Annotated in this window: 9 protein-coding genes; 2 read left to right on the plus strand and 7 right to left on the minus strand. The window is 70.0% G+C overall.

The genetic code is table 11. From position 1 onward, the window contains the following. The first annotated feature begins 12 nt into the window (after positions 1-12). Positions 13-1,704, plus strand: coding sequence for an FMN-binding glutamate synthase family protein (locus AB6807_RS36130; RefSeq protein WP_116912387.1), 1,692 nt, complete (start codon positions 13-15; stop codon positions 1,702-1,704). 64 nt (positions 1,705-1,768) lie between these two features. Continuing rightward, a complete protein-coding gene (locus tag AB6807_RS36135; protein WP_371088345.1) occupies positions 1,769-2,674 on the plus strand; it encodes a hypothetical protein in 906 nt (301 codons plus the stop codon). A 92-nt stretch (positions 2,675-2,766) separates the two neighbouring features. On the opposite strand, the gene AB6807_RS36140 is transcribed toward AB6807_RS36135, so the two are convergent. The 7 genes from AB6807_RS36140 to AB6807_RS36170 form a co-directional block, all read right to left on the minus strand. After that, positions 2,767-5,109 carry a spermidine synthase gene (locus AB6807_RS36140; protein WP_371088346.1) on the minus strand — a complete coding sequence of 781 codons (2,343 nt, stop codon included), beginning with the start codon at positions 5,107-5,109 and terminating at the stop codon, positions 2,767-2,769. A gap of 8 nt (positions 5,110-5,117) precedes the next feature. Next, on the minus strand, positions 5,118-6,338 hold the full coding sequence (locus tag AB6807_RS36145) for a TadE/TadG family type IV pilus assembly protein (RefSeq protein WP_371088347.1): 1,221 nt from the start codon (positions 6,336-6,338) through the stop codon (positions 5,118-5,120). A gap of 27 nt (positions 6,339-6,365) precedes the next feature. Beyond that, positions 6,366-6,710: a DUF192 domain-containing protein gene (locus AB6807_RS36150; protein ID WP_371088348.1), complete on the minus strand. Its 345-nt coding sequence runs from the start codon at positions 6,708-6,710 to the stop codon at positions 6,366-6,368. Between the two features lie 19 nt (positions 6,711-6,729). Next, on the minus strand, positions 6,730-7,617 hold the full coding sequence (locus AB6807_RS36155; protein WP_116912392.1) for a type II secretion system F family protein: 888 nt from the start codon (positions 7,615-7,617) through the stop codon (positions 6,730-6,732). 18 nt (positions 7,618-7,635) lie between these two features. Next, complete coding sequence (locus AB6807_RS36160) at positions 7,636-8,493, minus strand: type II secretion system F family protein (RefSeq protein ID WP_116912393.1); 858 nt, start codon at positions 8,491-8,493, stop codon at positions 7,636-7,638. After that, positions 8,490-10,130 carry an ATPase, T2SS/T4P/T4SS family gene (locus AB6807_RS36165; RefSeq protein WP_286517161.1) on the minus strand — a complete coding sequence of 547 codons (1,641 nt, stop codon included), beginning with the start codon at positions 10,128-10,130 and terminating at the stop codon, positions 8,490-8,492. Before AB6807_RS36165 ends, AB6807_RS36160 begins: the two co-directional genes overlap by 4 nt. 64 nt (positions 10,131-10,194) lie before the next feature. Continuing rightward, positions 10,195-11,862, minus strand: coding sequence for a type II and III secretion system protein family protein (locus AB6807_RS36170; protein ID WP_371088349.1), 1,668 nt, complete (start codon positions 11,860-11,862; stop codon positions 10,195-10,197). Positions 11,863-11,904: the final 42 nt, after the last annotated feature.

An 11,904-nucleotide genomic window follows, 5' to 3' on the forward strand; every position in this document is an offset into this window, starting at 1 on the left:
GCCCCTATATCTATGCCCACGATTATTCCGTTTCCGGCGCGCTACAGCGCCTTCGCCGTGTGCGTCGTCGGTTTGCTGGCCTGCATCGCCTTCGTGCTCGTGTCGCCGCACCTGTGGCTCGCCTGGATCGGCGTGGTGGTGTTCGCGGTGCTCACGGGCACCGGCATCCACGACCTGCGGCAGGCCCGCCACGCCATCCTGCGCAACTACCCGGTCATCGGGCACCTGCGCTTCCTGCTGGAGTTCATCCGGCCGGAAATGCGGCAGTACTTCATCGAGAGCGACTCCGAGGCCGCGCCCTTCTCGCGCGCCCAGCGCTCGCTGGTGTACCAGCGCGCCAAGGGCGAGCCCGACAACCGCCCCTTCGGCACCCAGCTGAACGTGACCATCGCCGGCTACGAGTGGATCAACCACTCGATGCAGCCCACCCAGCTCGCGAACCACGACTTCCGCATCGTCATCGGCGGCACGCCCCAGCAGGACGGGGGCCACCACCCCTGCACGCAGCCGTACAACGCCAGCGTGTTCAACATCTCGGCCATGAGCTTCGGCGCGCTGTCGGCCAACGCCATCCTGGCGCTCAACCAGGGCGCCAAGATGGGCGGCTTCGCGCACGACACCGGCGAAGGCTCCATCTCGCAGCACCACCGCGTGCACGGCGGCGACCTGATCTGGGAAATCGGCTCGGGCTACTTCGGCTGCCGCAACGACGACGGCAGCTTCAGCGAAGAGCGCTTCACCGCCAACGCGCGCGACCCACAGGTGAAGATGATCGAGCTCAAGCTCAGCCAGGGCGCCAAGCCCGGACACGGCGGCGTGCTGCCCGCGCCCAAGGTCACGCCCGAGATCGCCGCGGCGCGCGGCGTGCCGGTGGGGGTGGACTGCATCTCGCCCTCGTCGCACAGCGCGTTCTCCACGCCGACGGAGATGATGCATTTCATCGCCAGGCTGCGCGAGCTGTCGGGCGGCAAGCCGACCGGCTTCAAGTTCTGCCTGGGCCACCCGTGGGAGTGGTTCGGCATCGTCAAGGCCATGCAGGCCACCGGCATCACGCCCGACTTCATCGTGGTGGACGGCGCCGAGGGCGGCACCGGCGCGGCGCCGGTCGAGTTCAGCGACCACGTGGGCGCGCCCCTGCAGGAGGGCCTGCTGCTGGTGCACAACACGCTGGTGGGCGTCAACCTGCGCCACCGCATCAAGATCGGCTGCGCGGCCAAGGTGATCACCGCCTTCGACGTGGCCCGCATGATGGCGCTGGGCGCCGACTGGTGCAATGCGGCGCGCGGCTTCATGATGGCGCTGGGCTGCATCCAGGCGCAGAGCTGCCACACCGGCCACTGCCCCACCGGCGTGACCACGCAGGACCCGCTGCGCCAGCAGGCGCTGGTGGTGCCCACCAAGGCCGACCGGGTGCGCAACTTTCACCGCAGCACGCTGCATGCGCTGCAGGAGCTGGTGCAGGCCGCGGGCCTGGACCATCCGCAGCAGATCACCGCGCACCACATCGTGCGCCGCATCTCCGACACCGAGGTGCGCCTGCTGAGCAACCTGGTGATGCAGGTGCAGCCGGGCGCCCTGCTCGGCGCGCTCGACGCGCAGCACAATGTCTTTCGCACCTACTGGCCGCTGGCCAGCGCGGAGAGTTTCCAGCCCGTCACGCAGGGCCCGCAGGGGCTGGTGTCGGGCTTTGCAATGGCAGCATGAGCGCTGCGCCGGGCCGCCCCAGGCAAGCTCGCGCCGCAGCACGGAGTGCGAAGGTATCGACCTGATGAGTCCTTTGAAACGAGGCGCCAACGGGCGCCTGCAATCGCGCAAGGGCGCTGCTTCGGCGCCCGCGCCGCTCGACGCGCTTGCGCGCGCGCCCGCTGCGGGCGACTACGCCGAGTTCCTGCGCGTCACCCTGCCCCGGCAGGAGAAGAACGTGGCCAGCCACCGCTTCGGCAGCGAACGCGTGTGGCTCAAAAAGGCCGGCCCCCGGCACGGCAAGTGGGGCTACCGCGTGATGGCCGCCGTGGCGCGCATGGTGCGGCTGGACATCATCAAGCCCGTGCCCAACCCCGGCGGCGAGGCCGCCATCGCCACCGAGGCGCGGCGGCTCAAGCAGCTCGCGGCCGCCGGCCTGCGCGTGCCGGTGGTGCTGGCGCAGCAGCCGGACGGCCTGCTCATTTCAGACCTGGGCGAAAGCGGCCGCGCGACCGTGGTGCTGCAGGAGCGGCTCGACCAGGCCGCCGCCGCCGGCCCCGCCGCGCTGCTGGCCGTGTGGCGCGAGGGCCTGGCCGCCATTGCCGCGGTGCACGTGCGCGGCCAGCACCTGAGCCAGGCATTCGACCGCAACCTGGTGCAGTGCCCCGACGGCACCATCGGCTACATCGACTTCGAGGACGACCCCGCCGAGGTGATGACGCTGGCCGAATGCCAGGCGCGCGACTGGCTGAGCTACCTGCATTCGACGGCCATGATGCTGGAGGCCGCGGCCCCGCAGGCCGCCGGGCAGCACTGGCACGCGGCGCTGGCCGGCGTGAACAACGAGGTGCGCGAGCGCATCGCCAATGCCGCGCGGCGCATGAAGTGGGCGCAGAAGCTGCCCGCGAGCCGCCGCTGGGGCCGCGACACGCAGCGCGTGCGCGCCGTGGCGCGCCTGCTGGGGCAGTGGCACCTGGCGCCGCAGGCCTAGGAGCCCGCGCGCTGGCTGGCGATAGTCGCGGTGAACCGCGGTGAGCCGCAGTCAGCCGCCATCAGCCGCCATCAGCCGCCATCAGCCGCGCTTCATTCCCACTTCAGCACGCCCAGCAAGTCGCTGTGGTCGTCCGTCCACAGCGCGGCGCCCGCCGCGCTGACAGGCTCACCGCGCTCCCGCACCACCGGGTCCGCCAGAAAGCGCGCGTCCTGCGTCAGCAGCACGTAGTCGGAGGTGTGCTCCAGCGTCGGGTTGCCGCGCTCGGGCTCGAAGCGGATGCGCACCGCCTGCATGCCCGCGTCGTCGGCCAGCCGCTTCACCACAGGCGCCAGGTCGAGGTGGCGGTTGCTGATGTGGAACGCGATCACGCCGGTCGGCTTCAGGTGCCTGCGGTAGAGCGCGAGCGCCTCGCGCGTCATCAGGTGCATGGGAATGGCGTCGCCGGAGAACGCGTCGACCACCAGCACGTCGAAGCGCCGGGCGTCCTGGGCTGCTTGATCGGCTTGATCGGCTTGACCGGCTTGCGCATCCAGCTCCTGCTGCAACAGCAGCCGCGCATCGCCCGGCACCACCTCGACCTGGGCCACCGAATCGGCCAGGTAGGTGAAGTGCGAGCGCGCGGCCGCCGTCACCAGCGGGTTGATTTCGTAGAAGCGCACCGTGTCGCCCGCGCGCCCGTAGGCCGCGAGCGTGCCCACGCCCAGACCGATCACGCCGATGCGTTGCGCGTCGCCGCGGTTGGTCGTCAACGCCACGCCTGCGCCCGACTTCGGGCCGTAGTAGGTGCTCGGCAGGCGACGGTGGGTGGCGCCGGTGACCTGCTCGCCGTGCGAGATCACGCCGTTCATCAGCCGGCGGTACGAGGTGAGCGCGCCCGGCACGCCGTACTGCTCCACGCGCAGGGCGCCGTAGAAATTGCGCTCGCGCAGCAGGGTGCGGTTGTCGGCCTCGCGCACGTTCGACACGGTGAGCCAGGCCACGGCGACCGACACCAGCGCCCCCAGCAGCCCCGCCCCCACCGCCCACGACCGCGCGCGCCACGCGGTATAGCCGGCCGCGAAGCAGGCATGCGCCCCCACCATGGCATAGAACACCGGCAGCGACACCGCGACCGATGCCAGCCGCAGCCACGCCGCGAAGCCCACCACGACGGCGAGCGCGAACACCAGCCACACCCATTGCTGGCGCGCCCGCGTGAGCCACAGCATGAGCAGCCCCGGCACCGCCAGGCTGGCGGGCAGCTCCCAGTAGCCGTTGAACGCGTGCGGCGCGACCACGCCGGCAAACAGCCCGCCCAGCGCGCCGCCGAGCGCGATCATCAGATAGAAGCGCGTGAGCCGCGCCGCGTCGGGCCGGGCGCGCGCGAGCTCGCCGTTGGCGAACATGCAGATGGCGAACAGCCCCGCGCAGTACAGCGCGATGGCCGCCGCGATCGGCAGCGAGCGCTGCGGCGTGTTCAGGTACCAGCCCATCACCGGCGTGAGCAGCAGGACCGCCGGCCAGAACACGCGGCGCCGATACCAGAAGCCGCTGTCGAAGCACAGCACGAAGGACAGCAGGTACAGCGCGAGCGGCACGATCCACAGCATGGGCACGGAGGCCACGTCCTGCGTGATGAAGGTCGACACCGACAGCAGCGCCACGGTGCCCAGCGCGGAGAGCACCAGCCACAGCGCGTGGTCGGCCCACGACGGTGGCTGCGCGGGCGCCTTCGGCTCGACCGGTGCGGCAACCATCGTGGCCGTGTCGCCTTGCCCGTGTTGCGCCTCTTTCGCCTGCTGCGCCTGCTGCCACCGCGCCACCGACAGCACCGACGCCATCGCCAGCACTGCGAACAGCGCGAACCCCACCGACCACGCCACCGCCTGCGCATGCAGCGCGAACGCCGGCTCCAGCACGAAGGGATACACCACCAGCGCCACCAGCGCCACCAGCGCCGCCACGTTCGACAGCGCGAACAGCCGGTACACGCGCGCTTGCCGCGGCGCGTCGTGCGCATGCAGCCGCGCCACCCAGCTCTGCACCAGCGGCCCGGTGGTGCACACGGCCAGGTACGGCAGGCCGACGGTGGCGGCCAGCACCGCGAGCACGCCCGTGGCCGGGTCGCCCTGCCCGCCCGGCTTGAACGCCGCGTCGGGAATCACCGGCAGCATCGCGCAGGCGGCCAGCAGCAGCACCGCGTGCACCACGGCCTGCGTGCGCAGCGGCCGGCGGGAAAGCTGGTCGGCATAGAAGTAGCCCGCCAGCAGCACCACCTGGAAGAACACCAGGCACAGCGTCCACACCGCGGCCGAGCCGCCGAACCACGGCAGGATCTGCCGCGCGATCAGCGGCTGCACCAGGAACAGCAGGAAGGCCGAGACGAAGATGGTCGACGCGCAGAGCATCGATGCGCGGGCACTGGCACTGGCGTGGGCCGGGGCGTTCTCCATCCTCCCGCTCATCCTCCCGCGCCTGCCGCCCCGGCGCCCGGGTTCGGCACCTTGTCGAGCTGCCCCTTCACCGAGCCGTCCCAGATGGCGGGGCAGAAGGCGTTGCCGTCGCCCACCTTGCCGGCCAGCCCGTCGAGGCCGCGCGCCAGCAGCTGCGAGGCCCACTCGGTGCTGTTGTTGCGCACGAAGGCGGCCACGTTGGTCATGGCGTCGCCCGGTGCCTCAAGCACGTTGGTGCCGATGTTGTCGTTCCACGCCGGGTCCCACTGCAGGCCGATGGCGCGGTCGGCCTTGGGGCCGAACGAATAGAAGGGGTGCCAGTACATCGGCGACTCCATGCCCACCACCCCCTCGGCCGACAGCGGGATCTTGCCGTTGGCCAGGTAGTAGGTGTCCAGCTGGTTCAGCCTGAAGTCGCTCGCCGGCGCGGTGGTGCCGTCGGTGGACAGCAGCTTGAACCACGCCTCGCCCACGTACTGGTAGCCCTGCAGCGCCTTGATGATGATCTTGTTGGCCACCGGAATGCCCAGCCGGTAGCCGTAGTGCACGCGCAGGTGCAGCACGTTGGTCTCGCCCAGCGTCTTGTTCGAGGTGTTGCCGCGCAGCTCGGCGTCGGGCGGCGTGGGGTCGTTGATGCCCGCGGCCGTGCCCAGGGCCTTGGCCTTGTAGTCGTAGGCGAGCGGCTTGCGGTAGCGCATGGTGTCGTTGGGTATCTGCAGGATCCAGCGGTTCTCGCCGAAGTTCTCGATGAAGGACCAGTCGATGAAGGTGGTCTGCGTCGGGTTCAGGTACTCGATGCAGGCCGACTCGATCATGTCCTTGTTGGTGGCGGCCCAGCCGGTGAACATGCCGCCCACGCTGGTGTCGTTCACGTACAGCGGCATCATGCCCTTCACCAGCCCCTGCCACACGCTGCCGCGCGTGAGCACGTTGGTGAGCGTTTCCAGCGCGGCGCTGCCCAGCGTGCCCAGCCCCGGCACGCCCGAGTTGCCGACGCGGAAGATGAAGGGCAGCGGCATGCCGTTGTTCAGCGAGCCCGCGCGCGCGGCCTCGTGCGCCGCGTACTCCAGCGTGAGCTTGGCGCGGTAGATGAGGCCGCACTGCACCACGCACATCACGAACAGGATGATGACGGGCAGCGCGACCAGCGTCTCGGTCATCGACACGCCGTGCTGGGCGCGGCGCTGCATGGTCTGGCGAATGGTTCGACGGGTTCGACGGGTTCGCATGGGTTCTCTCCTTCGGATCGTTCGGCTTCACCAGCCCATCAGCTGCAGCCCCGGGCGCAGGGCCAGCCGGCGTGCCTGGCCCGCGGCCAGCTCCAGCACGCTGGCCGCGCCCAGGCAGATGGCCATGCGCATCGGGTTCAGCCCCTCGACCACGCGCGCCACGCAGCCGTGGCGGTCCAGGAAGACGACGTCGATGGCGTAGCGCATGCCCACCGTGTGCACCGAGCTGCAGCGCGTGATGAGCAGCCCCTCGCTGCCGCTGATGCGCGGCCGCCCGAGCAGCCCGCGCGTGCGGTCCCAGCCGCGCTCGGCCACGCGCACCGGGCCGAACGGGGCCTGCGTGTGGGCGGTGCGAAGGGAGACGATGCGCATGCGGTACGGCGGCGGCGCGTCAGCGCTGCGTTTCCAGGAACTGCATCACCAGCGGGAAGAAGATGATGATGAAGGTCACCGGAAAGATGAAGATCACCAGCGGCCCGATCATCTTCACCGGCGCCTCCATGGCCAGCTTCTCGGCCTGCTGGAAGCGCTCGGTGCGCCGCTGGTCCGAAATGGCGGCCAGCGTGTCGGCCAGGCTCGCGCCCAGCGACTCGGCCTGCGTGAGGTTGGACACCAGGCTCTTGATGTGCCGGTTGTCCAGCCGATCGGCCATGGCGTTGAGCGCGTCCATGCGGCTCGCGCCGGTGCGCATCTCGCGCATCATGCGGTCGAACTCCTGCCCCAGCGCGCCGCCGGGGCCCTTCTGCACCGCCTGCGCGATGGCGCCGGTGAGGCTCAGGCCGGCCTGGCAGCACAGCGTGATCATGTCGAGGTAGCCCGGCAGCGTGCGCAGGATGTCCTTCTCGCGGCGCTTGCGGCGGTCGCGCATCCACAGCACCGGGTAGTACCAGCCCAGCAGGCAGCAGCACAGCGTGACCCACACCTTGGTGCCCGCGTGCGCGTCGAGCAGCCCCGCCGTCCACAGCCCCAGCGCGGCCACCACGATGAGCGACACGATCTGCACCGCGATGAACTCCTCCGCCTTCAGCACGAACTCCAGCCCCGAAAGCTGCAGCTGCCGCTTGCGCTTGACCAGCATCGAGGTGGGCGCGATTTCGGAGGCGTGGAACTGCAGGATGTTCACCACCGGCCACACCACGCGCAGCATGGGCGGCAGCGGGTCCATGTGCGTGCGCTCCGAAGGCCGCGCCTTGCGGATCAGCGAGATCATGTACAGCAGCAGGATCACGCCCGTGGTCGCGCACAGGAAGATGATGGCCAGCAATATCAGCGATCGCATCGTGCGTCTCCTTGCCCGTCAGATGTCGATGGCGACGATCTTGCGGATCATCAGGTAGCCCAGCAGCAGCATGATGCCGGTCACCGTGAGCACCACCCAGCCGATGGTGGTGCTGAACAGCATTCCCATGCTCGGCTGCATCAGGTAGAGCACGCCGCCCAGGAACACCGGAAACAGCGTCATCACCAGCCCCTGGATGCGCCCCTGCGCCGTGAGCGCCTGGATGCGCCCTTCAAGAATCGCCTTGCGCCGCAGCGTCTCGGCCAGCACCTGCAGCGGCTCCGACAGGTTGCCGCCCACCTCCTTCGACACGCGCAGCGCCACCACCACCAGCACGAAGTCGGGAATGCCCAGGCGCTGCGACATCTTCTGGATGGCGTCGTCGAAGCTCACGCCCAGGCGCTGCTCCTTGAGCACCAGGCCGAACTCCTGCCCCAGCGGCCCCACCTGGTCGCGCACCAGCACCTGCAGCGCCACCGACAGCGCGCTGCCCGCGCGCAGCGCGCTGGCAATGAACAGCAGCGCATCGGGCAGTTCCGACTCGATCTGCTTCCTGCGCTTCTTGCGCTGCCAGGCGAACCAGCGCGCGGGCAGCAGGTAGAGCACCACCGCCGCCACCACGCCGCCGATGAGGTTGCCCGTGACCAGCCAGCCCAGCGCGCCGCACAGCGCGATCAGCAGCGCATGGCCCGAGGCGAAGGCCACCGCGTGCTGCGCCTGGAACTCCGACAGGTTCAGCGTGCGGCGCCCGCTGGCCTGCAGCTTGCGCATCATCTTGCCGGTGAGCTCGGGCGAGCGCTTGAGCAGCAGGTAGCCGCACAGCGTGATGAAGCCCATGCCGCTGAGCACCGAGGCCAGGAGCACCAGCGTCTTCATGCGCCCGCCTCGCCGAACAGGAAGTCCAGGTCCAGCTTCAGGCCGTGCTCCTGCAGCCGCGTGAAGAACTCGGGCACGGTGCCGGCCGCGGCAAAGTGGCCCACCGTCTTGTAGTCGGCGTCCACGCCGGTCTTGCGGAACATGTACACGTCCTGCATCTGGATCATGCCGTCGGCAAAGCCGGTGAGCTCGGTGATCTGCGTCACCTTGCGGCTGCCGCACGGAAAGCGCGTGAGCTGCACGATGAGGTCCACCGCCGAGGCGATCTGCTCGCGGATGGCCGCCACCGGAATGTTCATGCCCGCCATGGTCACCAGCACCTCCAGGCGCGACACCGCGTCGCGCGGCGAGTTGCTGTGCAGCGTGGTGAGCGAGCCGTCGTGGCCGGTGTTCATGGCCTGCAGCATGTCCAGCGCCTCGCCGCCGCGGCACTCGCCCACCACGATGCGGTCGGGCCGCATGCGCAGCGAGTTGCGCACCAGGTCGCGGATGGCGATGGCGCCCTTGCCCTCGATGTTGGCCGGCCGCGATTCGAGCGACACCAGGTTGGGCTGGCCCAGCGAGAGCTCGGCCGCGTCCTCGATGGTCACGATGCGCTCGTTGGGCGGGATGAAGTTCGACATCATGTTCAGCAGCGTCGTCTTGCCGGTGCCGGTGCCGCCCGAGACGATGATGTTGAGCTTTTCTTCCACCGCGATGCGCATGAACTCCACCATCTGCGGCGTGACCGAGCCGGTGCGGATCATGCCCTCGTGGCCCATGCGGTTCTTCGGAAACTTCCGGATCGTCACGCTCGGGCCGCGCAGCGCCAGCGGCGGAATGATGGCGTTCACGCGCGAGCCGTCCTTCAGCCGCGCGTCCACCATCGGCGAGCTCTCGTCGATGCGCCGGCCCAGCGGCGTCACGATGCGCTCGATGGCGCCCAGCACCGCGATGTTGCTGGTGAAAGCCACGTTGGTGCGCTCCAGCCGGCCGGAGCGCTCGATCCAGATCTCGTCGAAGCGGTTGACCATCACCTCGGTCACGCTCTCGTCCTTCAGCAGCACCTCCAGCGGGCCCAGGCCGATGGCCTCGTCCAGCAGCTGCTGGCTCAGCAGCGCGCGGTCGAGCTCGGGCGGCAGCTCGCGCGTGTCTCGGATGATCTCGGCGATCAGCGCACGGATGTTGGAGCGCAGCTCCTCGTCCTTCATCTGCGCGGTGTCGATGCGGCGGTTGTCCAGCTGCTGCAGCAGCGTGCGGTGCAGCGAGCGGCGCCACTGCAGCAGCGGGTCTTCGGCCAGCGGCGCGAGCTGCAGCTGCGCGGCCTCCTCCGCGTCGAGCGGCTCGGCGCCCGCGGGGCGCAGCGCGATATCGATGGACACCACCAGCGTGTGGCCGCCGATGATGATTTCTTCTCCCCCCTTCAGCGGCCCGAAGCGCGTGACGCGGTTGCCGTCCACCCAGGTGCCGAACAGGCTGCCCTGGTCCTGCACGAACACTTCTTCGTCGTGCAGCACGAACTGCGCGTGCTGCTTGGCGACGTTCCAGCCCGACAGCACGATGTGGCTGGCGGCGTCCTTGCCGACCTGCAGCTCGGCCACGTCCAGCGCAACCTCGCGCAGCGCCTGCTGGGGGGAATTGACGAAGACCTTGTGCATGGCGTGTGGGCTTCAGCGTTGGAATTCAGGGATGCGGATCAGGGACGCGAATCAGGCGCGCGAATCAGGGCGCCACGGGCTGGCCGGGCGTGCCCGCGGGAACACCCGCCGGCACGCCACCCGCGTCGGGCGTGGCCGGCACGTCGGTCTGCTTCGGGCGCAGGCCTTCGGGGTCGGTGCGGTCTTCGGTGAGCGTGCCGAAGTTGCGGTTCACGTCCTGCTCGATCTGGCGCGCGCGCTCGATGCGCGGCTGGCTCCAGGCCGGGTCGACCACGCGCGGCGTGATGAACACCACCACCTCCTGTTCCTTGTCGGTGTCGTTGTCGGCGCGAAACGCGCGCCCGATGATCGGCGCCTTGCGCAGCCCCGGCACGCCGTCGCTGGCGCGCGTCGACTCGCGGCTCAGCAGGCCCGACAGCACGATGGTCTCGCCGGCCTTGGTGTTGAACTCGGTGTCGGTGCGCCGGATCAGCAGGCCCGGAATGCCCTGCACCGCCACGCTGCGGTCGATGCTGCTCACCTCGGTGAGGATGCTGCCCGAGATGTTGCCCTCGCCGTCGGCAATGGGCTTGATGTTCAGCCGCACGCCGTAGGGCTTGAACTCCACCGAGCCCGCGCCCTGCGTGCTCAGCGCGGGCAGCGGGATTTCGCCGCCGGCCAGGAACTTGGCCTCGCCGCCGCTGCGCGTGGAGAGGTTGGGCGAGGCCAGCAGGTAGGCGTTGCCGCGCTGCACCAGCAGGTTGATGCGCGAGGACAGCGTCATGCCGATGCCGAAGTAGGCCTCCGGCGTGCGCCGGTTGCGGCTGAGCAGCGCCGCGCCCTCGGGGGTGGAGGTGTTGAAGCTCGAGCCCTCGGGCAGCACGCGGTAGCTGCCGCTGGAGGCGATGTCCGAGAACAGCCCGAAGTTGAAGCCGTCGCCCGAGCTCTGCCAGCGCACGCCCAGGTCGTCCAAGGCGGTCTTGCTGAACTCCACGATGCGCACCTGGATGTCGATCATGCGGTCCACGCGGATGCGGTCGGCGGTGGCCAGCGACACCACGGCCGGCGCGTACAGCTGCGCCACCGTGTTCAGCCGCTCCACGGCGGCCGGGTCGAGGTTGTTGCCGTCCAGGATCACGCGCTCGCCGATGCGGCGGATGCCCACGCCCGAGATGCCGCGCGTGATCTCGCGCAGCTCACTGGCGATGCGGTCGAGGTCGACCACGTTCACCCGCACCTGCAGCTTGCGCACGCGGCCGTTGCGCTCCCACACGTGCAGCGTGCTGTCGCCCGCGTCCTGCGCGGTGATGAGCATGTTGGCGCCGTCGAGCACGCGCGCCTCCATGACCTTGCCGCTGCCGATGGCCACGCGCGCCACGCCCGGCATCTTCACCAGCACCATCTGCCCCACGTAGAGCGTGAGGCTGGACGGCAGCTCCTGCAGCACGGTGGCGCGCGCGGCGATGCGCTGCAGCTCGGCCGCGTCGATGGCCGGCGGCGGCGGTGGCGGTGGGCGGATGCCGGGCGAGCGCTCGACACCGCCGCTGGCGGGCGACGGGCCGGGGCCTGGAACCATGGCGGCCCCCGGCGCGGCCAAAGTGCTACCGGACGCACCACCAGACGCACCACCGGACACACCACCGCCCGTGATGCCCTCCACGCCCACGCCCCCACCCATGCGCTGGCCGTGCGCCACGCCCTGGAAAGCCACCACCAGCGTCACCGCTGCCAACCCGCATCGCTTGAGATTCATCGAACTTCTTCAGGAGATCAAAAAATGAGAGGCACCACGAGC

This window comes from Variovorax sp. RCC_210, assembly GCF_041355175.1.
Lineage (GTDB): Bacteria > Pseudomonadota > Gammaproteobacteria > Burkholderiales > Burkholderiaceae_C > Variovorax.

Coding starts and splice junctions, on each gene's coding strand:
- AB6807_RS36130 (WP_116912387.1), top strand. CDS start 13: ATGCCCACGATTATTCCGTTTCCGGCGCGCTACAGCGCCTTCGCCGTG.
- AB6807_RS36135 (WP_371088345.1), top strand. CDS start 1,769: ATGAGTCCTTTGAAACGAGGCGCCAACGGGCGCCTGCAATCGCGCAAG.
- AB6807_RS36140 (WP_371088346.1), bottom strand. CDS start 5,109: ATGGAGAACGCCCCGGCCCACGCCAGTGCCAGTGCCCGCGCATCGATG.
- AB6807_RS36145 (WP_371088347.1), bottom strand. CDS start 6,338: ATGCGAACCCGTCGAACCCGTCGAACCATTCGCCAGACCATGCAGCGC.
- AB6807_RS36150 (WP_371088348.1), bottom strand. CDS start 6,710: ATGCGCATCGTCTCCCTTCGCACCGCCCACACGCAGGCCCCGTTCGGC.
- AB6807_RS36155 (WP_116912392.1), bottom strand. CDS start 7,617: ATGCGATCGCTGATATTGCTGGCCATCATCTTCCTGTGCGCGACCACG.
- AB6807_RS36160 (WP_116912393.1), bottom strand. CDS start 8,493: ATGAAGACGCTGGTGCTCCTGGCCTCGGTGCTCAGCGGCATGGGCTTC.
- AB6807_RS36165 (WP_286517161.1), bottom strand. CDS start 10,130: ATGCACAAGGTCTTCGTCAATTCCCCCCAGCAGGCGCTGCGCGAGGTT.
- AB6807_RS36170 (WP_371088349.1), bottom strand. CDS start 11,862: ATGAATCTCAAGCGATGCGGGTTGGCAGCGGTGACGCTGGTGGTGGCT.